The 26,597-nt window shown below is 55.2% G+C and carries 17 protein-coding genes; 3 read left to right on the forward strand and 14 right to left on the reverse strand.

Annotated features, from left to right (window positions below):
• Positions 1–128 precede the first annotated feature (128 nt).
• Positions 129–371, forward strand: a complete 243-nt coding sequence (locus GW579_RS08620; protein WP_193333085.1) for a hypothetical protein — start codon at positions 129–131, stop codon at positions 369–371.
• Here the strand turns inward: GW579_RS08620 and recD are convergent.
• The 5 genes from recD to GW579_RS08645 all read right to left on the reverse strand — a co-directional run bounded on the left by recD (position 368) and on the right by GW579_RS08645 (position 11,493).
• On the reverse strand, positions 368–2,416 hold the full coding sequence (gene recD, locus GW579_RS08625; protein WP_165058532.1) for an exodeoxyribonuclease V subunit alpha: 2,049 nt from the start codon (positions 2,414–2,416) through the stop codon (positions 368–370). The genes GW579_RS08620 and recD overlap by 4 nt on opposite strands.
• The gene (recB, locus tag GW579_RS08630; protein WP_165058534.1) at positions 2,413–6,090 is read right to left on the reverse strand and encodes an exodeoxyribonuclease V subunit beta; all 3,678 of its coding nucleotides are present in this window, start codon (positions 6,088–6,090) and stop codon (positions 2,413–2,415) included. Before recB ends, recD begins: the two co-directional genes overlap by 4 nt.
• The gene (gene recC / locus GW579_RS08635) at positions 6,087–9,533 is read right to left on the reverse strand and encodes an exodeoxyribonuclease V subunit gamma (RefSeq protein ID WP_165058768.1); all 3,447 of its coding nucleotides are present in this window, start codon (positions 9,531–9,533) and stop codon (positions 6,087–6,089) included. Before recC ends, recB begins: the two co-directional genes overlap by 4 nt.
• A gap of 144 nt (positions 9,534–9,677) precedes the next feature.
• A complete protein-coding gene (locus GW579_RS08640; protein ID WP_165058536.1) occupies positions 9,678–10,190 on the reverse strand; it encodes an SRPBCC family protein in 513 nt (170 codons plus the stop codon).
• Between the two features lie 205 nt (positions 10,191–10,395).
• Positions 10,396–11,493 carry an NADH:flavin oxidoreductase/NADH oxidase gene (locus tag GW579_RS08645; protein ID WP_165058538.1) on the reverse strand — a complete coding sequence of 366 codons (1,098 nt, stop codon included), beginning with the start codon at positions 11,491–11,493 and terminating at the stop codon, positions 10,396–10,398.
• Between the two features lie 122 nt (positions 11,494–11,615).
• On the opposite strand from GW579_RS08645, the gene GW579_RS08650 reads away from it, so the two are divergent.
• Positions 11,616–12,518 carry a LysR family transcriptional regulator gene (locus tag GW579_RS08650; protein ID WP_193333086.1) on the forward strand — a complete coding sequence of 301 codons (903 nt, stop codon included), beginning with the start codon at positions 11,616–11,618 and terminating at the stop codon, positions 12,516–12,518.
• Between the two features lie 91 nt (positions 12,519–12,609).
• A complete protein-coding gene (locus GW579_RS08655; protein ID WP_152324609.1) occupies positions 12,610–12,924 on the forward strand; it encodes an Rdx family protein in 315 nt (104 codons plus the stop codon).
• 44 nt (positions 12,925–12,968) lie between these two features.
• Here GW579_RS08655 and GW579_RS08660 read toward each other — a convergent pair whose 3' ends face one another.
• From GW579_RS08660 to GW579_RS08700, 9 genes are all read right to left on the reverse strand, one after another.
• Positions 12,969–13,829, reverse strand: a complete 861-nt coding sequence (locus GW579_RS08660; RefSeq protein ID WP_152324610.1) for a ribokinase — start codon at positions 13,827–13,829, stop codon at positions 12,969–12,971.
• Position 13,830: 1 nt separating this feature from the next.
• Positions 13,831–14,688: a MurR/RpiR family transcriptional regulator gene (locus GW579_RS08665; protein ID WP_152324611.1), complete on the reverse strand. Its 858-nt coding sequence runs from the start codon at positions 14,686–14,688 to the stop codon at positions 13,831–13,833.
• Complete coding sequence (locus GW579_RS08670) at positions 14,688–15,659, reverse strand: ABC transporter permease (protein WP_101076406.1); 972 nt, start codon at positions 15,657–15,659, stop codon at positions 14,688–14,690. Before GW579_RS08670 ends, GW579_RS08665 begins: the two co-directional genes overlap by 1 nt.
• 46 nt (positions 15,660–15,705) lie before the next feature.
• On the reverse strand, positions 15,706–17,208 hold the full coding sequence (locus tag GW579_RS08675; protein ID WP_165058540.1) for a sugar ABC transporter ATP-binding protein: 1,503 nt from the start codon (positions 17,206–17,208) through the stop codon (positions 15,706–15,708).
• Between the two features lie 33 nt (positions 17,209–17,241).
• Positions 17,242–18,285: a sugar ABC transporter substrate-binding protein gene (locus GW579_RS08680; protein WP_165058770.1), complete on the reverse strand. Its 1,044-nt coding sequence runs from the start codon at positions 18,283–18,285 to the stop codon at positions 17,242–17,244.
• A 66-nt stretch (positions 18,286–18,351) separates the two neighbouring features.
• Positions 18,352–19,332 carry a TIM barrel protein gene (locus tag GW579_RS08685; protein WP_152324613.1) on the reverse strand — a complete coding sequence of 327 codons (981 nt, stop codon included), beginning with the start codon at positions 19,330–19,332 and terminating at the stop codon, positions 18,352–18,354.
• Between the two features lie 186 nt (positions 19,333–19,518).
• Positions 19,519–22,767, reverse strand: coding sequence for a type I restriction endonuclease subunit R (locus GW579_RS08690; protein WP_165058542.1), 3,249 nt, complete (start codon positions 22,765–22,767; stop codon positions 19,519–19,521).
• Positions 22,764–24,152 carry a restriction endonuclease subunit S gene (locus GW579_RS08695; RefSeq protein ID WP_165058544.1) on the reverse strand — a complete coding sequence of 463 codons (1,389 nt, stop codon included), beginning with the start codon at positions 24,150–24,152 and terminating at the stop codon, positions 22,764–22,766. Before GW579_RS08695 ends, GW579_RS08690 begins: the two co-directional genes overlap by 4 nt.
• On the reverse strand, positions 24,149–26,497 hold the full coding sequence (locus GW579_RS08700; RefSeq protein WP_165058546.1) for a type I restriction-modification system subunit M: 2,349 nt from the start codon (positions 26,495–26,497) through the stop codon (positions 24,149–24,151). The genes GW579_RS08695 and GW579_RS08700 overlap by 4 nt, the downstream gene beginning before the upstream one ends.
• Positions 26,498–26,597 lie beyond the last annotated feature (100 nt).

Raw genomic sequence — 26,597 nt, forward strand, 5'->3', positions numbered from 1 at the left:
CGGTACTGAACGTCTGTTGGTCACGTCTTGCTGATTAAATAATCAACAAATCGGCCAGCGGGCTTGAAACCTGATGCCGTGCAGGCGAAAATATACCCCGTGATGTTTAAGAGCCTGACCGTCTGCTTATGAATAACCGCAAACCGCGTCGTCCGCACGGGCGATGGACCTATTACATTATGTTCGAAGACATTCTGTGGCCCTGCCCGGTTCGCTGGGAGTGGGAGAATGGCTACGGCGGCTGGCTGCCTTTTTACTACTCGCCGACGCTGGAGTTTGTTGCGGGCGATCCGCACAAAGCCACGAAAGTCGCGGGCCCGAAAGCCCGCCCGCTGCGTAAACCGGCAAAAATGCACGAATACGAGTTTTAATTAATCAGCCCGCTGGCGCGCAGCACCCTGCGCTGAACGGCTTCCGGCAGCACCGCGTTAATTCCTCCCACACATCCCAGACTGAACCAATGACGCGCGCGGGTAATACCGGTGTAAATCAGCTCGCGTGTCAGGATCGGGCTGAGATTGTCCGGCAGTAGCAGCGCCGTATGGGTAAATTCAGAACCCTGCGATTTATGCACTGTCATGGCAAACACCGTTTCGACTGCCTGCAACCGCCCCGGCATCACCCAGCGGATATCCTGAGTGCCGTCGCCGGTCAGAAATGCCACGCGCAGCACCGGCACCACGGAACCATCCACCAGCCGGTGAGGAATTTCCAGCGTGATACCGATATCGCCGTTCATCAGCCGCTGGCTGTAATCATTGCGCGTCACCAGCACCGGACGCCCCGGGAACCAACCGACCGATGCTTTCAGCAGCCCGTCTTTATACAGAATTTCCGCGATCCGCAGGTTCAGCCCTTCCACGCCCCAGCGTCCGCCACGCAAAGCGCACAACAGCTGAAACTGACTGTACGCCAGCAGCACTTTCGCCGCCCAGGCGCTGAACGCTTCCGGCGGCGCATCATCGGCCGGACGTTCATCTGTCATCACGTTCAGATAATGGCGGTAACCGACTGGCGGCTCGACGCCTTTGCGACTTTGTGCAGCCGGAAACCGCCCCGCCGCGCCGTTAATGACCCAGTCACGCAGTTCGGTATCGTCATCCGCGTTAAGCGTAAGCTGAGCAAGATCGGCATAGCCCTGTTTCCAGACCTGTTTCAGCGCTTTGACATCGCCGTCGTTGACCGCTTCCGCCAGCTGTCCGATGCCGCTTTGCGCATCAAAACGGTAGCTGTGGCGCAGCATCACCACGGCCTGATCCATCGCCGTTCCCGCCGGATCGACCAGCGCATCCGGGATTTTTTCCCCCGTCACGCTTTGCAGCCAGTCACGAGTTTGTGGCAGATAGTGCCCGCTGCTGGCACGCTGACATAACTCGCTGAGCAGCGCACCGGCTTCCACCGAGGCCAGCTGATCTTTATCGCCGAGCAGGATCAGGCGCGCATTCTGCGGCAGTGCGGCCAGCAGTGCTGCCATCATTTCCAGATCAACCATCGACGCTTCGTCCACCACCAGCACGTCGAGCATCAGCGGATTGCCCGCATGATGCCGGAAATGCCGGGTATCCGGTCTGCTGCCGAGCAGACGGTGAAGCGTCACCACGTCGGTATTAATGCTGTCGCGCACCGCATCGCCGTTGTTCAGCGCGTGCAGATCTAACCGGGAAACCGCGCCGGCCACCGATTCGTTCAGACGTGCCGCCGCTTTACCGGTCGGCGCAGCCAGCCGGATACGCAGCGGCTGGCCGTTTTCTTCCAGCGCCAGCGCCTGCAATAACGCCAGCAGACGCACAACCGTGGTGGTTTTCCCGGTGCCGGGGCCGCCGGTAATAATGCTGAACGCACTCCCCGCCGCCAGCCCGCATGCCAGTTTCTGCCAGTTCACCTGCCCTGCATTTCCGGCCTGCGGGAACAGGGCATCGAGTGACATGCGCAGCGATTCAGTAGGCAGCGCATTAAGCTGCGTGCGGCTCAGGCGGTGTTCAACGGCCTCGCGCACATTCTGCTCGTACTGCCAGTAACGCCGCAGATACAGGCGATGTCCGGCGAGCACCAGCGGCGAATTGCCATCGCCGCTGCCCACCAGTTGCGGGTTCACCAGCGCCGCCATCCACTCTTCCAGGCTCAGATCGTCAAGCACCGCCGACGGACGGGAAATCGCGCCACCGGAGTGATCGCCATCGGGCGGAAGCGAGAGCGAAAACGCGCTGTCCGCCAGCGTGGCCTGTAAATCCAGACACACATGGCCGCGCCCCAGCTGGTAGCTGGTCAGCGCCGTCGCCAGTAATAAAAGCGGGTGTGCATCCGGCACTTCCTTTGCCAGAAACGTCACCAGCGCGCGATCCAGTTCACGCAGCCAGCCGCACTCAACCCAGCTGGCCAGCAGTTTTAAAATATCTTCACGGCTGTTGATTTTCATGCGCGTTCCTCAGTGCGGCTGAAAAGAACGTCGAGTTCTTCCATTAATGCTTTATCCGGCCGCTGGACGCTGACCCCGTTGCCCGGCGCGTGGCTGCCGCGCAGGAATAAATACACCGCACCGCCGATATGGCGATCGTAGTCGTAATCCGGCAAACGGGATTTCAGCAAGCGATGCAGCGCAAACAAATAGAGCGTGAACTGCAAATCGTAACGGTGATCCCGCATCGACTGCGTCATGGCCGTCTGGTCATAACCGGTGGCATCATCGCCAAGCCAGTTGGATTTGTAATCCAGCACGTAATAACGCCCGTTGTGCTCAAATACCAGATCGATAAAACCTTTCAGCATGCCGTTAAGCTCTTCCGCCAGCAGCGGTGCGCGCTCTGCGCCCTCAAGAGTGAAGTGCTGAACGACAGTATCAAGACGCCGCGTGGACACCTGCGATAGCGAGAACCAGAACTCCATTTCCACCTGATACGGCGGCAGTGCGGCCAGCGTGAAACTCTCTCCGCCCGGCAACGCCAGCGGCTGTGTCAGCAACGCGGTCAGCCAGCCGGTCAGCGGAACAATCCATTGCTCCCAGCCACGCGTATTACAGCGCCGCGCCACCTGATCGGCGATTCGCTCCGGGTTTTCCGCCAGTGCGGCAAAACCTTCATCGCCCGCCCATTCCAGCAAACCGTGCAGGAAATTACCCGGCGCAGGCCCGCGCGGGAAAGCATATAAATTCTCACCGGTCATCGGCTGCAAAAGCCCGTCGGCAGGCTCTTTGTTCTCTGACTTTTTATCTTCTAAATAGCTGTCCTGCGCGGCACTTTCGATTTCAACCGGCGGTTCACGGTTCAGCCCTTCCGGCACAATATAAGTACCGGCCGGCGCGATTTGCAGGCCGGAAAAACTCGATACCCACCAGCGCGGGCCTTTGTGCGTGCGCAACGGCGGACGCGGCCCGAGCTCCGGCAACGCCTGCTCGCTGCGGTACACCACGCCGACCGGCACCGGCAGCGGCCACGCCTGAATATTTTCCGTTTCCAGCGCCTGCAAACTGGCGGGCAACTCTTCAGCCTCAACCGGTTCGCCGCCGTGAAAAAGGTAACCCGGCGCGCTTTTCTCAAACTCTTTCAGCGGCGCCATGCCGAGCCACAGCGCGTAGCGCGAGCGGGTCAGCGCCACGTAGAATTTACGCAGATCCTCGCCCAGACGTTCGCGGTCTGCCAGCTCGCGCAGCTCTTCCGTGGCGCTCAGCGCAATTTCAAGTTCACCTTCCGGCGTATGCCATTTCAGCGGCGAATCCTGTTTTTTCACCGCGCGGAATGCGCAGGCAAACGGCAGGAACACCAGCGGATATTCCAGCCCTTTGGATTTATGTACGGTAACCACTTTTACCAGCGCTGCGTCACTTTCCAGACGCAGCTTGCGCGCATCGCCGCCCTGATTTTCATCCTGACACTGCTCCGCCAGCCAGCGGAGCAGTGCATGTTCGCCATCAAGCTGCACGCTGGCCTGTTGCAGCAATTCGGAAAGGTGCAGCAAATCGGTCAGCGCCCTTTCGTCGCCGTGCGCGAGCAGATGACGCGGTACGTCAAACTCCCACATCAGACGCCGCAGCATTGGCAAAATGCCCTGTTTGCGCCAGCACAGACGCAGTTGCTGGAACTGCTGAACGTAGCGTTCCCACTCGTTTTCATCCTGATTCAGGCGATCCAGCGCTTCCCAGCTTAAATGCAGCGAAGGCGTGCCCAGCGCGGCGCGCAGAAGACGATCGTTTTCCGGTGCGGCGCAGGCCGCCAGCCAGAACTGCAATTCGCCCGCCTGCGCACTTTGAAAAATGGATTCTTTGTCAGAAAGGTACACACTGCGCACGCCGCGTTTGGACAGTGCCGTGCGGATCGCCGCCGCTTCCCGACCGGTATTCACCAGCACGGCAATGTCTCCCGGCTCGACCGGTTTAAACGGTTTTTCCGGCTGGCTGAAACCGGCCGCGCCCTGCTGCCCGAGGCGCAGCAAACGGACAATTTCCGTCGCGCAGCCTTCGGCCATCAGCTGGGCGTATTGCGTTTTCGGCAGCGCGTCGGTCTGATTTTCCGGATACCACAAGGTCATGGCCGCGGCTTCTTTTCCGTCAATCTCCCAGGTTTCTTTGCGTCCCTGAGCGTCCACCGGCAGGAACGGCACCTGATTTTCATCGCCACGGCGGAACAGGAATGCACCTTCTCCGGCAGTACGGTCTTCGGCCAGCGAAAATACGCTGTTAACTGATGCCACCATCGCACGGGTAGAACGGAAGTTAGTCGCCAGCGTGTAGTGACGTCCACCGGTGTCACGACGGGCGCGCAGATAAGTATAAATGTCGGCACCGCGGAAGGCATAAATCGCCTGTTTCGGGTCGCCGATCAGGATCAGCCCCTGCTCCGGCGCGTTTTCGGCCACGCGGTAAACGGTGTCGAAAATCCGGTATTGCAGCGGATCGGTATCCTGAAATTCGTCGATCATCGCCACCGGGAATTGCGTGCGGATAATCTCCGCCAGCCGTTCGCCGTTATCGCTGCGCAGCGCGGCGTCAAGGCGGGTCAGCAAATCGTTGAAGCCCATCTGCGCCCGTTTTTTCTGTTCGACGTCAAAACGGTTTTCAATCCAGCGGCAGGCATGTTGCAGCAGGCCGCTGCGGGCATCGGGCAACGTTTCCAGACGCGCTTTCAGCGTTTCCATTGCCGTCAGCGCCGGATGCGCAGGCGGTTCGCCCTTCCACGCATCTTTAAGACCCGCATTAGTTAACCGCTCCCAGCCTCTATTTAACTCAGGTTTAATTTCATCTGAAGTAGCCCAACTATGGAGCTTGTCGAACCATGGATCATAATAGGCAGGCCGGAGTTTGGTCCCATTTAACAATTTTTTAGCAGACGCATCATCTAAGAGGACTTTCAACTCCTTTATCCATTGCACCCAGCCCGCTTTCAGCTCGCTCAGCTCTGCGGCTTTTTGCTGCTTCACTGTCTCAAAAATGACAGCAGGGGTTTCGTCGGTACCCAGCATCTCAGCGTATTCCAGCAGCGGAGAGACATTCTTGTGCAGGTCTTCCGGCGAACGCCACCACGCGCGCAGCGTCCTGATGTCAGGTTCCGATAGGGAAAAATAGAAGCTGCGCCAGTAATCGCGCACCACGTTCATCAGCAGTTCGGTCTGGTCAGTTTCCAGCGTCTGGGTAAACAGGCTGTCGCTGTCAAAAGCATGTTCACCGAGCATGCGGTTACACCAGCCGTGAATGGTGGAGACCGCTGATTCATCCATCCATTCCGCCGCCAGTTGCAGCTTACGCGCGCATCCCGCCCACTCTTCCGGCGGATATTCCGCACGCAGGTTCAGCAAAAATTCGTCGCCTGCCGACGGTTGGTCAGGCTCCTTCAGAAAGCACGCCGCCGCTCTGGACAAGCGTTCGCGGATCCTGTCGCGCAGCTCTTTGGTCGCGGCATCAGTAAACGTCACCACCAAAATTTCTGGCGGTGTCAGCGGGCGGCCGAACGCGTTCCCGCCACCGTGACCAAGCACCAGCCGCACATACAGTGCGGCGATGGTGAAGGTCTTACCCGTCCCTGCGCTGGCCTCAATCAGGCGGCTGCCTGTCAGCGGGAAATTCAGTACATTCAGCGCAGAGGGAAAAATGCGTTCCTTCATTCTTTCGCTCCTTTTTTGCTGCTGCGGGAAAGATGATTTTTCAGCGGTGCCAGCAGTTTATCCGCGAGTTCGGCGAATTCGCCGCCGGACCACAGCGTGGCGAAATCCGGCCACGCGCGTGCCAGATACGGATTGCTGTCGCGTTCACCAAATTTCATATTGGCGGGATCGTGATTTTCATAGGCGTCGCGGGCCGCAAGCCCGGCATCGCTGTCCGGCAGGCTTTGCGCGGTGCCGTCTTTTTTCAGCCAGACAAAGGCCGTTTTGACCGCCAGCGGCAACGGCCTTAATTGTCCCTGTTGCCAGGTTTCGATCAGTTGCTCCCAGAGCGCCTGCGCGTCGGCAATCTCCAGCGGCGGTAATTCTGCCGTCCCGTTTTTACTGATAATAATGCTGTGCATCGGCTGTCCGCCGAGGTGTCCGGCCAGATGCGCGACCCAATAAGGAAGCAAACGGTCAAGGCGGTAATTGCGGTCTTTGATGATGCCGATGCTTTCCAGCACCACGCGGGCGCGATCCCCGCTGGCGTTCGCACGTAAATCACCGAGCCAGTCCGAGACAATCACGCCTGCGGTTTCAGCGCTCAGCGCTTCATTCGCCAGCGTCTGCGGCCATTCATCAAGCACGCTCTGATAACTGGCGAACAGCGTCTCCATCGGCTCGGCGAGATCTTCACTCAGCACGGCGGCGAATTCGCCCGGTGCCAGTTCACCGCGCCGTTCGATGCGTTCAAGCTGCTGACGCAAAATATCCTGACGCGACTCTCCGGCCTCCAGCGCCCATTTCTGCGCGCGGATCAGTTCATCCTGCAAACGCCAGTTTTCCAGCGCATTGATATCAAACGGCTCCTGATCTTCACTTCCCGCATCTTCCAGTTCGAAGTAAATATTCAGCCGCTGGCGGAAGAAACTGCGCACCGGATCGGACAGAAAATCCGCCAGCTGACGCAGCGTAAGCGCCCCTTCCTGCCCGACCGGCGGCAATGGCTGCGGCGCATCAGCGCTGATATCCGCGTCCATCCCGGCGCGCCATTCGTGGGCGTAGCTGAAAAGCTCACTGCCCTTGCTGAAGTAATCGCGGTTAAAGGGTTGCAGGCGATGTTCGGCGGTGAGCGCATGAATCAGATCACCGTCGTTCTGTGCTTTCCAGCCCGCGGCCAGATGGTCGCGCAGTTGCGCCACCAGCACCGACGGCGGACGTTCGGTATTATCGTGAATACTGCGCCCGACCCAGCTGATATGCAGGCGTTCGCGCGCCGACAGCAATGCTTCGAGGAACAGATAACGGTCATCCTCACGGCGCGAACGGTCTCCCGGCCGGTAATCACGCCCCATCAGGTCAAAATCCATCGGCACGCGGTTGCGCGGGTAATCACCGTCGTTCATCCCCAGCAGGTAGACATGGCGGAACGGAATAGCGCGCATCGGCATCAGTGTGGCAAACGTAACGGCACCGCCAAAGAATGGCTGCGTCAGGCCGGACTGGTCGAACTGCGCCAGCCAGTGTTCGCGCACGACAGACAGCGGCAATTCGGCCTGAAGATTGACGCTTTCACAGGCCTGAAGCCAGGTTTCCAGCTCGGTATGCAGACGCACTAAAATAAAGCCGTCGTCGCCGTCATCTTCGGCAAAATAACCGCTCAGCAACGCCTGCAAACGTTCGCCCCACACCTGCGGCGGCGCAGGTTCAGACAGCTGACGCCAGGTTTCATCCAGGCAATTTAAAAGATGCGAGAGCGGACCAATCAGCGCCGCTTCCAGCCCGCCGATTTCGTCCAGCGGTTCAATGCCCTGCCAGGCGTCACCGCTGCCGACGGCGTAACCGAGCAGCATTCGTTGCAGACCGAAGAACCAGCTGTTTTGCTCCGGCGATAGCGGCAGTTCCAGACTCTGACGCTGTTCCGCATGCAGCCCCCAGCGTACGTTGGCGGCGCTTATCCAGCGGTGGAGCAGCGGCAACTGTTCTTCGCCGATGCCAAATCGCTGACGCACCGACGGCACATCGAGTAAATCCAGTAAATCGCTGACGGCAAAACGCGACTGCGGCAACGTCAGCAGGCTTTCGAGCGCACCGAGCAGCGGGTTATTCTGACGCGGCCCCTGATCGGCCACGGTGAACGGGATATAGCGCGGATCGCTGCGTTCCATCAGGCCAAATACCGCCTGAATGTGCGGCGCATAGCCATTAATGTCCGGCACCATCACGATGATATCGCGCGCTTTCAGGGTCGGATCGGCGGCCAGCGCGGCCAGCAGGCGGTCGTGCAACACTTCCACTTCTCGCTGGGCACTGTGCGTAATCGAAAAACGCAGGGATTCATCTTTCAGCGTATCAATCTCCGGCCATTTTTCCTGCGTTTCCGCCAGCGGCCGCAGTTGCAGAATATCTTCCTGCAACTGATGCAATAAAGTGTCTTCGCCGTTGGAGGTGAACAGGTCAATGCGCGGGATCACCGGCGCGAGCGTGGACGCGTAGGATTCATGGTTGTCATATTCATTGAGCAGGCCGATGTAATCGCGCCCCTGCTTGCCCCACGCCGCCAGCAGCGGATGTGCATGCTGATGTAAATCGCCTTCGGCAATCACCTGCGGCATGCCCGGTTTACGTCGCTGACGCGCACGTTCCGCGCGCAGCAGATCTTTATCGGCAATAATATCGCTCCAGTCGTGTTCGCACGGGTTATGCACACACATAAAGATGTGCGTCCAGCGGCCCAGCACGGCCAGAACTTCTAATGATTGTTGCGGCAGCGAAGAGATCCCGAAGACAATCAGACGCGCAGGCAGACCGGCCGGACGCTCGTCTTCAGGAATGGTTTGGGCATGTTGCAGAAAACGCTGATGCAGCGCGGCGCGGCTGGTCCCCCGTTCGCTTTCAGGCACATCGGCCAGCAAAGCGCGCCACAATTGCGGCTGCCACAGCAGGTTTTCCGGCAACGGCTCACTGCCTTTGCGGCTGGTGCGCAGCACGTCCAGCCCGTTGCCCCAGTCTTCCAGCCAGTCGGCGCGATAAACCTGATACTGATCGAACAAATCCGCCAGACGCTGTGCCAGCTGATGCAGCTTACGCATATCACCGTCGTCTTTTAAGAAACGCGCCAGCGGAGCAAAAACCGGTTCAGGCAGTAATTCCGGCAACAGACGGATCAGCCGCCAGGTCAGCAGCGGGCGGTCAAACGGCGACGAATCCGGCACCTGATCTTTGCCCAGCACCGCGCGGTAAACCTGCCAGAAAAAGCGCGCAGGCAGTTTAATATCCAGCGCCGCCGCGATCCCGCAGCCGCCTTCGGACACATCGTGCGCCAGCGCCAGTTTCAGCCACTGATTAATCCCGTTGCTTTGCACCAGAATCACTTCGTTTTCCAGCGGAGACAGCGGATGCGCCGCCATCCACGACACCAGAATATCCCTCAGCGCCTCTGAGTGATTTCCGTGTAACACCATCAAACCTGAATTCACGCCCGCATCCCTTATTGTCGCCGCTCAAGAAGACAGATTTTGCGTTGATTTGGAAAGGATTGAAAGAATTGAAAAGAAAAGAGGCAGACCCTGCGGCCTGCCCCGAAACAAAATGTAATTCTTTGAAAATCAGCCACGCATTTTGCGAGCCGCGCCGATCATCCCATCCAGCCATTCCTGATGGCCGTTGATCATCGGGTTCGGGCGCGTGTTCGCGAGTTCACGGGCGGGTTTACCGTTTTGCGTTTCCTGCGTCAGGATGCGGACGCGACCGCCGGAGAGTTCTTCGAAAAGCCAGGCGTGATGGACGTCAAGCCGGGTTTCGGTGTCGCCTTCTGCCCAGCCGTGCCACGCCATGCGTGCGGGCTGGCCTTTTACCGGTGGTACGTATTCATTGACCTGCGCTTCGACCGGAAAACCGAACGTGCTGAAGCGGAAACGTGCGCCGTCGCTCAGGCCCGGACCGGTGCCGTCGTGGAAAAAGATATCCGATGCGTTGCTGTAATACACCGGCCATGCGGCGGTGTTGTCGAGTTGCGCCCACAGTTCTTCCACGGTCAGGCCGGTGATGATCATTTCGTTAGACGCGAAGTTGTCGGTTTCGCCGGGGATAAAACCTTCCGGCCAGAGTATTGCGTTCATGTTGAGCTCCTTAGTATTAAGCGTCCGGCCCGCAGGCTGGCGTTGAGCACAAGATACGTAATGGCGAGATATTACTGAAATCATCACTTGTGATGATAAACATCGATTATTTTTATATCAGGATGACACACAAAAAAACAGGCAGAAGGATCGCTTCTGCCTGCTGTGATCACCGCTATTTTACGCGGATGTTATCACTGAAGTTTTAGCTGATGCTGTAACGCTCAAGCCAGTGCGCATAAGGCGCAGGAAGAACCCAGGAAGGATTTTCCACACCCAGCTCTTTCGCCAGCGCATACGGATAATGCGGGTTGGCGAGCATTGCACGGCCAATCATCACCAGATCCATGTCTTCTTCGCTGATGCAGCGTTCGGCGACGTCCGCAGACGCCACGCCCCAGGAACTGGCGACCGGCAAACCGGCTTCTTTGCGCACGCGGCGCGAAACCGGAGCCAGGAAGCCTGCGCCCCACGGGATTTGCGCTTCCCAGGTGGAGAATCCGACGCTGACGTTGAGCAGATCCAGCCCTTTCTCACGCAGAATACGCGTCAGTTCGATGGACTCGGACAACGTTTCTTCGTCGCGGCCATCGTATTCAATCACGCCAAAACGCGCAGTGACCGGCAGGTTTTTCGGCCAGACCGCGTTGACGGCGTCGAAGGTTTCAATCAGGAAACGGCTGCGACCGGCGAAATCACCGCCGTATTCATCAGTACGGGTGTTGGAATGCACGGAGAAGAAACTCTGCGCCAGATAGCCGTGGGCAAAATGCAGTTCCAGCCATTCAAAACCGGCATCGCGTGCGCGTTGGGCTGCCGCGACGAAATCCGCCATAACACGCCGGATATCCGCTTTTGTCATCTCTTTCGGCACTTTTGGAAGATGTTTGCCGAACGCAACCGCAGAAGGTGCGATAGTCGCCCAGCCGCGCGGATCGCCTTCTGGAATATGATCATCGCCTTCCCACGGCAGATTGGCGCTGGCTTTGCGGCCTGCGTGACCAATCTGGATCCCCGGAACAGCCCCCGCGGCTTTGATGGATTTGGCGATTTTTGCCAGTTCAGCGGCCTGCGCGTCGTTCCAGATCCCCAGACATCCCGGGGTGATGCGGCCTTCAGGCGAAACGGCGGTCGCCTCGACGATAACCAGGCTTGCGCCACCGCGCGCAAGCGTTGCGTAATGCACCTGATGCCAGTCGTTCGGCACGCCGTCAGTGGCAGAATACTGGCACATCGGCGGAACAGCGATACGGTTTTTTAACGTGACGTCTTTCAGCGTAAACGGCGTAAAGAGTGCGGACATAATTTTTTTCCCGGTGAGTTTGGCATCCGGCGATCAGAGTGCCGTCGGACAGCTATATGCGGAAGTGAAGAAATATTATAGTGCACATAATATTTCGTTATAACTCAAAGAGTGCCCTGCCGATGCGCAACCTTAAAAGTCTCGACCTCAACCTGTTAAAGACTTTCGACGCACTGCTCGACGAGCGGAATGTCACCCGCGCCGCCGAGCGACTTTCCCTGACGCAGCCTGCCGTCAGCAGTATGCTGACACGTCTGCGTGACAGTTTTGATGATCCGCTTTTTGTCCGTTCACGTTACGGCATTGTGCCGACGGAGCGCGCACTGGCGCTGGCAAAACCGGTAAAACGGGTCATGGCGCAGATTGAAGCGCTGCTGGAGCCGGAAGCCTTTATTCCTTCAAAATGCGAAATGACATTCACGCTGGCGGCCACGGATTACGCAATGAGTGTGATTATCGTGCCGTTCTTTTCCCTGCTGCAACAGCTTGCGCCGGGCATTCATCTGTCGGTACAGCGCGCCGAAGAGGCCACGGTTCAGGGGCGACTGGAACGTGGCGAAATCGACCTTGCGCTGCTGACGCCGGATACCACGCCACCTGATTTACACATTCGCCATCTGTACGACGAACGTTATGTTTGTACGCTGCGCAAAGGCCATCCGGCGCTGATAAACGGCGCAATTTCTCTCGATACGTTCTGCCGGTACGATCACGCGCTGGTGTCGCTGAGCGGCGAGAATTTCGAAGGCGTGACCGATAAGGCGCTCCAGGCGTTGGGAAAAAAACGTAACGTCGTGCTGTCGGTGAACAGTTTTCTGGTGCTGCCGCCGGTGTTGCAAACCACTGACCTGATTGCCGTGGTGCCGGAGCGTCTGGTGCGCAACGTCGCAGGGCTTGAGGTATTGCCGCCACCACTGACGATCCCCGGTTTTACCAAAGTCGCTGCGTGGCACGAGCGCTCGCATTTATCGGCGGCGCATCAGTGGCTGCGTCAGCTTCTGGCACAGGCGTGCAGCGGGGAGTAAATCGCGCCACATCATGATATTTTAAAGGCTTCATCTGCTTTTCACATGTTAAAAAATGCGGCAATAAAACCGCGCACAGAAGGGTTATTCCATGGAAAAACGTCCGGCAGTGACCATCACTTATTGTTCCCAGTGCAACTGGCTGTTGCGTGCCGCGTGGATGGCACAGGAACTGTTGAATTCGTTCAGTACCGATCTGGCGTCCGTCACGCTGGTGCCGGGAACGGGTGGAATTTACGAGATTAAGGTCGATGACGAGCTTATCTGGGAACGCAAAAGAGACGGCGGTTTTCCGGACGCCGCTTTGCTTAAACAGCGCGTGCGCGATATCTGCTTCCCCGACCGGGATTTGGGGCATGTGGATAAGAAGAAAATACCTGAGGCGGGAACGGATTCTGCGGAATAAATGAATAAGGCAGAGATCTCCCTGCCTTATTTTTTACCCCAACACTACTCTTTACGTGAAACGTGCTCGGCGGCGGCGCGGTTGGCTTTTGCCACGGAATCGGCCAGCGTTTTGCCCTGCAAGAGTGACGTACACAGCATGCCCATAAAGCAGTCGCCTGCGCCGTGCGTGCTGATCAGTTCGACTTTTTCGGCGGGCATAGACTGGCTGCGTTCACCGGTTTCGCACCACGCGACGCCGTGTTCACCTGCCGTGACGACCACAGCCGGATAATGGCCGCCGAGCCATTCGGCGGCGGCGCGGGCGTCGGATAAAGTATTCACAGCAATTCCGCTCAGGTCGCGGGCTTCTACTCCGTTGACCACCAGCAAGCCGACGGCGGATTGCATCGCGCTGCACATCGCACGCGCCGGGGCGGCGTTCAGGCAGACGCGGATGCCGCGCTGTTTTGCCGCTTCGGCTGCCGCCAGATTGACCGCTTCCGGCACTTCGTTTTGCAGCAGCAACATCTCAACCTGTTGCCAGACGGCGTCGTGGCCAAATTGCGTGGCGTCCACCCGGTTGTTGGCGTTGGAGACAACGACCGCGCCGTAATCCCCTTCCGCGTCCATCAGCGCCACGCTCATACCCGACGGCACGTCTGCACTGACGGCCACAAAATCCGTATTCACGCCGTTTTCATCGAGCACGGAACGCAGGAAGTCGCCCTGTGTATCTGCGCCAACAGCACCGGCAAAGCTGACCTGCGCGCCCGCTTTCGCAGCGGATACCGCCTGATTGCCACCTTTGCCGCCAAATTTGTACGAACAGCCGCTGCCCATCACCGTTTCACCTTTTTCAGGGCGGTGATGCGCATGGATCACGATGTCGTAATGAAGGCTGCCCGTGACTAAAATTTTACCCATTCTAGTATTCCCGAAGGTCCTGAACCGCCTGCTGGGTTTTCATCAGGTTTTTCTCCGCTGTCTTCAAATCCTTCTGCGCAATCGCCACAAATAAGGCATCCAGAATATTTAACTGGGCGATGCGGGCAGCAGCGTTTTCCCCGAGCAAGTGCGATCCCTGAGAGGTTGAATTGAGAACCACATGCGCATTGCGCGCAATAGGCGACTCGGCGTAATTGGTGATGGCGATAACTTTGGCGCCGTTGCGCGCCGCCAGTTTAATCGGGTCATTCACCGCACGGGTGGCGCCGGAATGGCTGATAGCGACCACCGCATCATCGTCCGACAAGACTGCTGCTGACATCAGCATAATATGGGCATCATCGTAGACCGTCGTTTTGATCCCGATTTTCAGGAGCTTATGCGACAAATCTCTGGCGACGGCGGCAGAACCCCCGACGGCATATAAATCGATGTGCCTGGCTTTAAAAAGAATGTCAGCGGCGCGGTTAAATTCCGACACATCGACAATAGATAATGTTTCTTCTATTGCCTGAATAGATGTGCGAAATACCTTTTCAAGTAATTGCTCCGACGAGTCTCCCGGCTCAATTTCCGCATGTAAATTTGCCACTTCAGAATAGTTGTAATAAATCAAACTGCTTCTGAAATCTCTAAATCCTGAGAAATTCAATTTCTTCGTCAATTTAACAATCATCGCCTCAGAAACATTATTTTCCAGCGCAATTTCTTTTAAAGAAGTTTGCTCAGAAAAATCAGTTTTGGACGTGATTGCGTCGACGACTTTTCTTTCCAGTGGCGTCAGATGTGGCAATTTCATACGAATTTGAGCGCCTATGGCTCGCGGATCCTGATTCATTACTTGCCTCGTGTCGCCCGGTCAATCAACATCGCTATGATAATAATAAGGCCGGTGGCAAGCAATTGATAAAACGCCTGAATATTGAGAAGTGTCAGGCCATTTCGTAATGAACCCAAAATAACAGCGCCAATCAGCGTACCGATGACACTCCCTTTGCCGCCCATCAGCGAAGCTCCGCCAATGGCCGCCGCGGCAATCGCGTCCAGCTCCCATAAATTCCCCATTGTCGGCTCGGCAGCGCCCAGGCGACCAATCAGAATCAGTGAGGCCAGAGACGCCAGCACGCCGGAGATCACAAACACCGTCACTTTGGTTCTTTTGACCGGCACACCGGCAACGCGCGCGGCTTCTTCGTTACCGCCGACGGCCAGGATGTATTCGCCCAGCGGCGTTTTATTCATGACCACCCACAGGATTGCCGCGATGGCGATAACAATCACAATCGGTGCCGGAACCCCGAACACCGTGCTGTTGATGACGGTCCGGAACTCCATCGGGATGCCGAAAATCGGGTTACCGTTGGTGAAAATCAGCGCCAGCGCACGGAACAGCGACAGGCCGCCGAGGGTGACGATAAAGGGCTGTAAACCGGCATAGGCGACTAACATTCCGCTGAAAACGCCGCACAGCGCGCCGACGCCCAGCGTCGCCATAATCGCCAGCGGAACCGGCACGCCCGCCACCATCAGCGTCGCGCCGAGTACCGCAGAAAGCGCCGCCGTTGGCCCGACGGACAAGTCGATGCCACCGGAAATAATCACCAGGGTCATCCCCAGCGCAATAATTCCGTTAATCGAAGACTGTTGCAAAATATTCAGCAGGTTCGGCAGCGTAAAAAATACCGGCGACAGAAAAGAGAACGTGATCACAATAATCAGTAAACCAATCAGCGTACCGGCATCGCGAACATTGAATTTAAATAATGCCAGAGGGAAAGCCTTTGGCTGAACATTACCTTGAGTCGTCATAATAATGGCCTTAAAAATCGGTAGGTGTCGGAAAGTATCGTTAAATTCAGACGGCTTTTTTCACATCATTAATGGCATAACGCGCGATATTTTCTTCGGTGATATCGTCGCCGTTAAGTTCTTTCGTTATTTGCCCTTCCCGCATGACCAGAACCCTGTCTGAGATACGAATGATTTCCGGCATTTCGGAAGAAACCACCACTATGGCTTTTCCCTGCTGCGCGAGTTTTTCAATCAGATTATAAATTTCAGACTTGGCACCGATATCAATTCCACGGGTCGGTTCATCAAAAAGAAACACCTTATTATCGGCGGCCACCCAGCGGCCAATAATCACTTTTTGCTGATTCCCGCCGCTCAGCGTGCCAATGGTTTTTTCGATATTGAGCGGACGTAACCGCAAATCCGTCATCACATCCAGCGCGGTCTGGTTCAGCTGACTTTTTTTGAGCAGACCAAAACGGGTAAAGCGCGCCATCGACGGCAGGGCCATATTCATTTTGACGGCGCGTTCTTTAATGATGCCTTCTTTTTTGCGGTCTTCCGGCACCAGGCCAATCCCCGCGCGAATGGCGGAACTGACGTTATGTTTTTTCACCGCGACGCCTTCCACTTCAATGTTGCCGCCGGTTTTGGCATCGATGCCGGCAATCAGTTTCAGCAACTCGGTGCGACCGGAGCCCACCAGCCCGGCGATGCCCAGCACTTCGCCGGCTTTAACGCTGAACGTGGCGTTACGCACGGCTTTATCGCGGCTCAAATCTTCCACGCTCAGCACGATGCGTTCGGTGGCATACGAATGATGCTGCACTTTTTCGATTTTGCGACCGACCATTTTGGTCACGATCGTTTCTTCGGTTTCGTCGCAGATATTCACCACGCCGACCTGTTTACCATCGCGCAAAATCGTGGCGCGGTCGCAGACTTTGAAGATTTCATTCATTTTGTGCGAGACGTAAATCAGCGAGACATTCATCGATTTCAGATCAGAAATCAGTTCAGCCAGGCGCTCAAATTCCGTCGGCGTCAGGCTCGACGTCGGTTCATCCATCGCAATAATTTTGGCTTCATCGAGCAGCGCACGTGCGATCTCGACGATCTGCTGCTGCGAGACTTTCAGGTTTTTGATCGGCTCATCCGGGTTAATGCTCGGATCCAGACGGCGCAGGATCGCCACCGCCCGTTTGTACTGCGCCTTTCGGTCAACAAACAGCCCTTTCATTTTGGTCAGGGGCCGCCCGAGAAACATATTCTGGGCGACGGAGAGTTCAGGAACGTGTTGCAACTCCTGATGAATCATTGCGATACCGGCATGGCGTGCAGACAGCGGGTTTTTCATCTGAATCACCTGCCCTTCCACCAGGATCTCGCCGGAATCGGCGGCCCGGACGCCTGACAGGATATTGAGCAACGTCGATTTTCCGGCGCCGTTTTCACCGATCAGCGCGTGGACTTCGCCCGGCCTGACGGAGAAATCAACCCCCTGAACCGCCGCCACGCCGCTGTAGCTTTTGCTGATGCCGCGCATCGTCAAACAATACTGTTCCATAAACTCTCCTCGCCCTGTTCTCTGACGCCAGACTTATTGTTGCTGCGCCAGCAACTGGCGAATCTTCGCGTTATCTTTGGTGGAGAACGCGTCGGCGTTGTCTTTGGTGATCAGCGCCTGCGGAGTGGACACCACGCGGGAAATTTTCTGACCATTAATCAGGCGGACAACCACTTCCATCGCCACTTCCCCCGTCAGCACCGGGAAGCTGTCAACCGTACCGGTCAGCTCGCCGCGTTTGATTGACGCATACGCATCGGAAATCCCGTCGGTGCCAAAGACGGCAACCTGTTTCGATTTTCCGGCAGCTGCAACGGCTTCCACCACGCCCAGTGCCATGCCGTCGTTATTGGCATAGAAGCCAATCAGATCAGGATGTTGCTGTAAAATTGTCGCTGCGGCGTTGTACGCATTTTCGCGGCTCCAGTTGGCCGGAACGCTGGCGACCACGGTGAATTTCCCGCTGGCCTGAATCGTTTCTTTAAAGCCTTTGGTGCGCTGCGTTGCCGCATACACGCCCGGCTGGCCTTCGATGACCGCGACCTTGCCGCCTTCAGGGTGTTTTTTGATAAACCAGCCCGCCACGCGAACGCCGTTATCTTTCTGCACGTTACCGACGTAATACGCTGCATTTGGCATCACGGCGTCATTGACGTTCACCACGGCAATGTTTTTGCTTTTGGCAGATTCATACGCCGGTTGCAGGTTTGCGTCGGTTTGCGGCGACACCAGCAAGCCGTTGAAGCCTTGTGAAATCAGCGTTTCGGCGATAGATAACTGGCCAAGCTGGTCGTCTTCATTGGCGGCGGCCTGATATTCCACGGTGAAGCCGTGTTTATCAGCAAAGTTTTTATAGCCCTGGCCGAGGGAACGCCAGTATTCGTTGGTCAGCGTTTTCGATACTCCGCCGATTTTCAGCGATTTATCGATAGCCGGTAACGGGCCATATTTGGCGGTCAGTTGTGTCCAGTCAGTGCGATCCGGTTCGGTGTCGGATTGCAGGGGCGGTAAATCCGCCGCATAAAGGCTGGAGCAAAACAGTGTAGAGGTGAGTACAGACAGTAAGAGTTTTTTCATCATCTGGCCTTCGGATTGTTATTTTTATGGTTATCACAGCGACTCGCGCTGTGGCGGTCGCTTTTATTATTGCGCCAGCATCACGTTGTTCACGATTTGCTGAGAGGCGACGGCATCCTGCCTGCTGATGGCTTCATTCAGCGCCGGGTTGTTTTCGAGCTTTTCACACAGTTTCAGTAAACGGATCACGGTCGCGATATTGGTTTCCGCTTCGCGAACCGGATCCAGGCCACTGGCGTCCGGGAACGTATCGAAGTAATACGCACCTTTATAGCCGTCACGTTTCATTTGCAGCAGGAATTCCAGCGTGGCGCGCGGGTTCACTGAGCCAACCATCAGGCCGTCGTCGCGTTTGCCCCAGCCATCGTTGAGATCCAGCCCGAGCAGGCGTGAACGGCGCGCCACCATCGCCGCGGCAAACGCCGGGACTTCATTGGCAAACAGCACGTGCGCGAAATCCAGCGTGATCCCTAAATTCTTGCAACCGGCTTCTTCCACCGCCAGCAGACAGGTGGTCGCGTTCGGGAAGATGCTGTAAGCGCGCGGTTCGTTGGGTTTGTATTCAATGCTGACGTCGATGTCCGGCGCATATTCCGCCACTTCGCGCACTGCGCTGACCGCGTCTTCCCACATTTTTTTGTAGTCAGCCTGGAAGCAGTAATCGAAACCGTCCTGCCCCATCCACAGGGTCATGATGCTGGCACCGAATTCCCGCCCCGCGTCGATGCCGCGTTTGGTTAATTCAATCGCCTGACGACGAATTTTGGGATCCGGGTTAGTGAATGCGCCGATTTTAAATTCCGGAGCATCCCAGCGCATTTGCATCCCGTTGACCGCCAGCCCGACTTCTTCAATTTTCTGACGCATGGTTTTAACGTCATCAGTCATGTGCTGAGGATAATTCAGGTCAAGATGTGTCAATCCTTTAACCGTAGCTGCACGTTCGATCATTTGCAGCACTGAAGGTTTGCCTTTCAGTTCCGGCCAGTAAAGATAAGCCCCCGAGGCAAACGAGTTCAGACGTGTGGCAAATTTAAGTTCTGACATGGGGTGTCCTTTGTAAACTGATTCGTAATGTACTTTCCTTCTTCACATTATTTAGTGAAGTAGTGCATTACTATCACCAGACGAAAAAACCCGCAAGATCCCCTGCAGGTTTTGTGATCAGATTTGAGAGGAGTTTCACGAAATGAGCTGCAAATAATCAGCGTCAGGCGGATGAAAGGGTGCCGGTTATCCGGCTTTGAGCATATCGAAAATGATCTTTGCATAGCCTTTCGAGACGGCAGGGTTGGAGAGATATTGCATCATTATGTTCTGCTGCGCGGCATTACTGTCCATCACCGCTTCATCAACTGCTTTGATGAAATCGCCCAGCATCGCCTGCTCCGGCGTGTTATTGGCAATCTGCTTCATGACGTTTTTATTTTCAGAAATTTTGCCACACGTCGCGTGCAAGCTGCTGATCAGATCTTTGTCAGTCAGGTTGTCAGTGATAAACAGCTCATTTAGCCTTCCCAAAACCTGCGACATAAACTCCTCTTTCCTGTCTTTCGGTTTTGCCGTTCCGACATCGTTGCCCGGCGGTAAACCCTCACCCTCGTTTCCCGCTTTCAGTCTGATATGTTGCTCGCGGATCTTCGACAGCCGGTAATGGCTCATGACGACGTTATTCAAATCGACGTCGTCTTCCTGCACTTTCAAATCCCTGAGCAGCGGGCGCAGATGGCGGGCGAACAGGCTGAGTTTTTCGAGATCTTTATTGTCGTAATCAACAATCTGCGAAATGAATTCATAGAAACGCACAAAGCTGCCCAGATCCTTTCTGAAAATCTCCAGCCGGTCTTTTTCCTGTTTGCACTCTTTAAACGCATTTTCCGCATTGACGATCAGCACCGGATCCTGCGTTTTTTGGGTGCGCTCAAACATCTTTTTAGCCAGCAGATAGGCGTCCGTCGCCGAGAGATAGCGCTGATCCCAGCGGTTCACGGCGGGTTTGCAGATGTTGCTCAGCGCCGCGCTGGATTTATTCTGCGTGTAGAACGCCGTGCAAAACTGTTCCACCTCGCTCCAGTTAAAAATTCCGCTGGTGCGCAGCTTTTCGAACAGTTCGAACACCAGTGCCGGGTCGCTGATATCGAGCAGTTCGGCGGTCTGATAATAGGGCTGGAATGCCTGCAAAATATCATCGGGCTGGTTGTAGAAATCGAGAATAAACGTGCCTGATTCTGCTTTACCGGGATATGTGCGGTTCAGCCGTGACAAGGTCTGCACACATTCGACGCCGCCGAGCGGTTTATCAACGTACATCGCGCACAGCCTCGGCTGATCAAAACCGGTCTGGAATTTGTTCGCCACCAGCATCACCTGATAATCATCGCTGTCGAACGCCTTGCGCATATCGCGCCCTTTCAGGCCGGGATTCATGTTCATTTCGGTGAATTTTTGGTTGAGGTACGCCGCGCTGTCCGGATCGCTTTCGCGAAATTCCACTTCACCGGAGAACGCCACCATCGCACTGATTTTGCCGCAATGGTTTTCACTGATGTATTTATCGAAGGCCAGTTTGTAGCGCACCGCTTCCTTGCGCGAACGGGTCACGACCATGGCTTTCGCCTGCCCGCCGAGCAGGTGCATGACGTGATTTTTGTAGTGTTCAGCGATCACTTTCACCTTCTGAGAGATGTTGTAATCGTGCAGGCGCACCCACTGGCTGAGGCGGGTTTTCGCCCGTTTGCTGTCGACCTCTTTATCGGCGTTGGCCTGCTTTTGCGCCAGTTTGTATGCCACGGAATAGGTGACGTAATTCTTCAACACATCGAGGATAAAACCTTCTTCAATCGCCTGACGCATGGAATAAACGTGGAAAGCCGCCGGTTTATTGGTTTTTGACGCCGGTGCATTCGGGTCGGGTAACCGGCCAAACAGCTCGAGGGTTTTGGCTTTCGGCGTGGCGGTAAACGCGTAGTAATTGAGATTGTGACTGCCGCGACGCGCGGCCATGGTGGCGTCCATAATATCTTCGGATGACAACTCCGCGTCGTCGTCCGTGGCTTCGAGCATCAGCACTTCTTTCAGCTGCCGCGCGGTCGACCCGCTTTGCGACGAATGCGCCTCATCGGCAATCACTGCGTACTGACGCTGTTTCAGGCTCAGGCTGTTTTCAATGGCTTTGAGCACAAACGGGAAAGTCTGGATCGTCACGATAATGATCGGCTGCGAGCTTTCCAGCGCCGCCGCCAGTTTGTCGGCTTTCGAACCGTCACCGATTTTGTTGCTGATCCGCCCGACCACGCCGTCGGCATGTTCAAACTGATCGATGGTGTCCTGAAGCTGATCGTCGAGCACCGTGCGGTCGGTGACAACAATCACCGAGTGAAACTGTTTTTCACCGTTCGCGGCATACAGCCGGGAAAGCTGGTGCGTCACCCAGGCAATTGAATTGGATTTCCCGGAACCGGCGCTGTGCTGAATCAGGTATTTATGCCCGCAGCCCTCTTGCGTCGCGGCGCGCACCAGTTTGCTCACCACATCCCACTGATGATAGCGCGGGAAAATCAGCGTCTCTTTTTTGAATTTCAGCCCCTGCCAGTCTTCTTTTTCTTCGATTTGCAGATGGACGTAGCATTCCAGGAGCGTCAGCAAATTATCCGGCAGCAGCACTTCGTTCCACAGATACGCGGTCGCGTAGGTATTGGTGTCCGCTGGCGCTGGATTGCCTTTTGCACCTTCCGCTGTGCCTTTGTTGAACGGTAGAAATAACGTCTCACCGCCCGCCAGCCGGGTGGTCATAAACACGTCAAACTGACTGACGGCAAAATGCACCAGCGCGCCGCGTTTAAACGTCAGCAGCGGTTCGGGCTTTTTGGTTTGCGGATTTTTTGGCAGGCGCGTCGTTTTGTACTGTGAAATCGCACTTTGCACCGACTGTTTGAATTCGGATTTCAGCTCCAGCGTCGCAACCGGCAGGCCGTTGACGAACAACACCAGATCGATACGCCAGTTTTTAGCTTTACTGCCGGTGGCCGCAAAATGTTCCGCGCTGGCATACGGGCTGTAAATCAGCTCCGGCACCACGCGGCAGATATTTTGCTGATACCGCTCCAGCGTGTCGGGGTTCAGCCCGTGCTCCGGTTTGAACTGGCACAGTTTAAAACTGGCGTTACGGATATTGAGGGGATGCCGCAACACGCCGAGCGTACCAAATGTGCGCGAATGTTTGTCGGTGTCATTCTCACCGGCTTTTTGCAACCGCGCGACCAGTGCATCGAGGAAATACCGTTCAGCCTCCTGCGGATACACCCGCGCCAGCTTCTCCCACTCTTTCGGCTGCGTGGTTTGCACAAAAGCCAGCACATCCTGCGTGTACAGCGCCCGCACGCGATCGTAGCCCTCACCTTTGCCGGTTTTCCAGCCGCTGGCAACCATCTGCGCAACCATTTCATCCTGAAAAATCCGCTCTCTGGTAGGATCCGACATCATGCCATCACCTCGTCGGATTCGGTTTGCGTGACAGGAACCTGCCAGTCACGCACGTCGATTTTGCCGGTGACAGCGGCGGAAATCAGGGCGGTGCGACGTTCTTTGAGGAGTTCTATTTGTAGCAGTTGCAGGTCGATCAATTTGTCGATTTTGGCGGTTTCGTGATCGAGGAAGGCGGCGATTTGAGTTTGTTCTTTTAAAATAGGTGATGATATTTTTAATGATGCAACTTTCTCTTGATTAATATTAGGCTGACCACCTCCGGATGAAAGCCTAATAATATTATCTTTGTAACCACCCAACCAATAATATAGGTACTTATTATCTATTACTCTAGAAAATGTCAATACGCAGCATGCTTGATTTGTCGTAGATTTAACTCCCAAGATACCTAACCTACCAATTGTCGCACCATACATTGCAATAACAACCGAGCCAACAGGATGTATTTTTAACGCAGAAAAACGCTCTAAGGTTAATTTGGATACTTTTTTAACAGTATGCGTTATGACTGTTTCTCTTAATTCCCCTGTGGTCACCCAAGGAATATCCCCTTCAAACCAACTGTCATTATCTGATGATGGGGTTGTCCCAGAACCAATGACTTCAAAAGCATGTGCCAGTTTCCACATTTCCCATGTTTGGGGAACTTCCCCCAACCACTCAACCCCCGAATCTTTCATCGGCACATCAGGGTCCAGCCCTTTGGTCACCGCATGGCTGATCACCGCCTGACGTTTTTCTTTCAACAGTTCAATCAGTTGTTGCTGCTTTTCGATCAGGGTATCGATTTTGGAGGTTTCGTGATCGAGGAAATTTAAAATTAATTTTTGCTCAAGAAATGTTGGAAGAGGCAAATTCAACCCCTTAATAACCCCTGAGTTTAATCCGTGCATGATTGAGCCCTTGCCTTGAATGAGCATTTGATGCTTTATCTCAGGTGACTCATCAATTAATAATTTAAAAAATCTTGGAATTATAATTTTCTTATTAACACGAATACGCAGCAAATGAGAGTCAATTATTCCTTTTTTTGCTTCATAAGGAAAAATCTCACATTTACCACTAGTGCCCATCAGAGTTATCAATATATCTCCGACCGAAACCCCATAAGAAACCATATCCTTATATTTATTAAAACTAATATTCCGGCTACCTAAAGAGAAATCCTTATTAATGATATTTTCTTGTCCGTAAACCCTTACACCTTCTTCAACCATGTCATCTAATTTGAGGGCACTCCCGAATGGGCCTATTTTAATTCCTTCATATCCGTCTTTAAGCAAATAGCGTACTTGTTTTATCTCCCAAAGAGAGGGGAATTTTTCTATCCCATTAAGTTTCACAACTCTATATTCCCCATATGCCTTATACCGCCCGCTCATGAATGCACCTCCTGCAACAACTTCATGATTTCGGCGCTGACGGCGTCCAGATCGGCGTCGATCTCTTTCAGATCTCGCGGAGGCTGATAGACATAGAAATGGCGGTTGAAAGGGATTTCATAACCGACGACGCCAATCTCGTTATCTTTGGCATCGCGTTTGTCGGCGTTGATCCAGGCGTCGGGGACGTGCGGTTTCACTTCGCGGTTGAAGTAGGTTTCAATCAGCACGCTGGTTTTTACAGAAGGATTCAGCGGGACGTTTTCGTTGTCGCGTAACTCGCCGTCGGGCTCGAATTCGACGACTTTGCCTTTGTAGCGAAACGCGCCATACAACGGCTGTTCACTCTCTTTCAGGACTTTCTTCACCACCGGTTCGGCTGAAGGATTTTTGGTAGTCACGGCATCAATGAATTGCTTTTTCTCTCTGGTATCCAGCTTTACGCAAGCGATACTGATTGCCGTTTTCAGTGAGCTCTCAAACTGATTGAAATTATTGCTGGCGTTGTGTTTACCGCCTTCGGTAACACCAAACGCGCTTTGGATCTGACGGGCTTTCTCCATCAGCGTCCGTTGCGCCAGCCACAGGTTGGGATCGAGAAGATCTTTAATCTGTTTCTCTTTCAGCTCGGGGAAATCGGCTTTGATAATGGCGCGGGCTTCGGTTTCCACATCGCTGAAATCGCCGTAAGTCTGCGCATTCCACGGCGCGGCGAAATCCTGATACAACCGTTCCATCGGCGCGTTCAGCGGCTTTGGCGCGAAACGCAGCGCGGCAATGGCGTCGTCGGTAATCTGCGACGTCAGGCGCAGCGGGCGTTCAATGGTCAGGCGGCGGTAACCGAAATCCGTACTCGCGAAGATTTTGCTGGCGAAGGTTTTCGGTGCGTCTTTTTTGCTGCTGGCGGACTGACGCCCCCGGCCAGACTTTTGCTCCGGCGCTTTCTCCAGCCCCAGCTCGTGTAACGGCGTCGGGCCGGTGGCGCTGAAATCGCCGAATGTGCGGGTGATCAGCGCGATATCGTCCGCGCCCATCAGGTTGCGTTTGGAACCGAGGGATTTGCGCATTTTGCCACACAAGTTCGAGCCGTCGATCAGCTGAACTTTGCCTTTGCGCGCCGCGTCTTTGTGGTTCGACAGGATCCACACATAGGTGGAAATGCCGGTGTTGTAGAACATGTCGGTCGGCAGCGCGATGATGCCCTCGAGCAGATCGGCTTCAAGAATATGGCGGCGGATTTCGCTTTCGCCGCTCCCTGCGCCGCCGGTAAACAGCGGCGAACCGTTGAGGATAATCCCGATGCGGCTGCCCGCCGCGCTGCCGTTATCGCGCATTTTGCTGATGAGGTGCAGGAGGAATAACAGCGAGCCGTCGGAGACGCGTGGCAGCCCGGCGCCGAAACGGCCATCAAAGCCTTTCACAGAATGCTCGGCGGTGATGTCGCTTTCGATTTTCTTCCAGTCCACGCCGAACGGCGGGTTGGAGAGCATGTAATCGAATTTTTCTGCCGGCAGCTGATCGTTAGAGAGCGTATTGCCGAGTTTAATCAGGCTGACGTCCTGCCCTTTGATCAGCATGTCGGCTTTGCAGATGGCGTAGGATTCGGGGTTCAGTTCCTGGCCGAAGGCGCGCATCACGGCGTTCGGATTCAGCTCGTTAACGTATTCCATGCCCGCCGACAAAAAGCCGCCGGTTCCCGCCGTCGGATCATAAATCGTGCGGATAATCCCGTCGCGCGTCAGCCCTTCGTCGTCCTTCATAAACACCAGCGCAGTGGTCAGGCGCACGATGTCGCGCGGCGTAAAGTGCTCACCGGCGGTGTCGTTCGAGCCTTCGGCGAAGCGGCGGATCAGCTCTTCAAACACAAATCCCATGTCATGATTGGACACGGCAGCGGGGCTTAAATCGGTGGTGGCAAACTTCTGTACGACTTTGAACAGCAGATTGGCTTCGTCCAGCAGGCTGACAAACTCGCTGAATTTGAAATACTCGAAGATTTCGCGGGCGTCCTGGGAGAAGCTCTGAACGTAGTTTTCAAGATTATCGCGGATGCCGTTTTGCCCGAGTTTACTGAGGCTCATCGGCGAGGTGTTAAAAAACGACAAACCGTCTGCGGCGCGTAAAATCAGCTTTTCCTGCGCCTCTTGCGGCAGGTTCATGCTTTTGATTTTTCCGGCCTGCGCCACCACCGCGTCTTTGCTTTTTTCCAGCACACATTCGAGGCGGCGAAGTAAGGTAAACGGCAAAATCACGCGGCCATACTGGGATTGCTTAAAATCACCGCGCAGCAAATCAGCCACCGACCAGATAAAGGCGGCTGTTTGCGAAAAGTCCATTTTAGTCATGATGTGTTCCGTGAGATCGAATAAAAACCGCATACAAAAAAGGGGTTTTAATTAGACGCCAAAATCACACGAAACTCAATAATTCGATCTAAATCAATAT

The organism is Rahnella contaminans (assembly GCF_011065485.1).
Classification (GTDB): Bacteria; Pseudomonadota; Gammaproteobacteria; order Enterobacterales; family Enterobacteriaceae; genus Rahnella; species Rahnella contaminans.

Bases quoted from the DNA above. Each gene is read 5' to 3' on its own strand.
- GW579_RS08620 (WP_193333085.1), top strand. From the start codon at position 129: ATGAATAACCGCAAACCGCGTCGTCCGCACGGGCGATGGACCTATTAC.
- recD (WP_165058532.1), bottom strand. From the start codon at position 2,416: ATGAAAATCAACAGCCGTGAAGATATTTTAAAACTGCTGGCCAGCTGG.
- recB (WP_165058534.1), bottom strand. From the start codon at position 6,090: ATGAAGGAACGCATTTTTCCCTCTGCGCTGAATGTACTGAATTTCCCG.
- recC (WP_165058768.1), bottom strand. From the start codon at position 9,533: ATGGTGTTACACGGAAATCACTCAGAGGCGCTGAGGGATATTCTGGTG.
- GW579_RS08640 (WP_165058536.1), bottom strand. From the start codon at position 10,190: ATGAACGCAATACTCTGGCCGGAAGGTTTTATCCCCGGCGAAACCGAC.
- GW579_RS08645 (WP_165058538.1), bottom strand. From the start codon at position 11,493: ATGTCCGCACTCTTTACGCCGTTTACGCTGAAAGACGTCACGTTAAAA.
- GW579_RS08650 (WP_193333086.1), top strand. From the start codon at position 11,616: ATGCGCAACCTTAAAAGTCTCGACCTCAACCTGTTAAAGACTTTCGAC.
- GW579_RS08655 (WP_152324609.1), top strand. From the start codon at position 12,610: ATGGAAAAACGTCCGGCAGTGACCATCACTTATTGTTCCCAGTGCAAC.
- GW579_RS08660 (WP_152324610.1), bottom strand. From the start codon at position 13,829: ATGGGTAAAATTTTAGTCACGGGCAGCCTTCATTACGACATCGTGATC.
- GW579_RS08665 (WP_152324611.1), bottom strand. From the start codon at position 14,688: ATGAATCAGGATCCGCGAGCCATAGGCGCTCAAATTCGTATGAAATTG.
- GW579_RS08670 (WP_101076406.1), bottom strand. From the start codon at position 15,659: ATGACGACTCAAGGTAATGTTCAGCCAAAGGCTTTCCCTCTGGCATTA.
- GW579_RS08675 (WP_165058540.1), bottom strand. From the start codon at position 17,208: ATGGAACAGTATTGTTTGACGATGCGCGGCATCAGCAAAAGCTACAGC.
- GW579_RS08680 (WP_165058770.1), bottom strand. From the start codon at position 18,285: ATGAAAAAACTCTTACTGTCTGTACTCACCTCTACACTGTTTTGCTCC.
- GW579_RS08685 (WP_152324613.1), bottom strand. From the start codon at position 19,332: ATGTCAGAACTTAAATTTGCCACACGTCTGAACTCGTTTGCCTCGGGG.
- GW579_RS08690 (WP_165058542.1), bottom strand. From the start codon at position 22,767: ATGATGTCGGATCCTACCAGAGAGCGGATTTTTCAGGATGAAATGGTT.
- GW579_RS08695 (WP_165058544.1), bottom strand. From the start codon at position 24,152: ATGAGCGGGCGGTATAAGGCATATGGGGAATATAGAGTTGTGAAACTT.
- GW579_RS08700 (WP_165058546.1), bottom strand. From the start codon at position 26,497: ATGACTAAAATGGACTTTTCGCAAACAGCCGCCTTTATCTGGTCGGTG.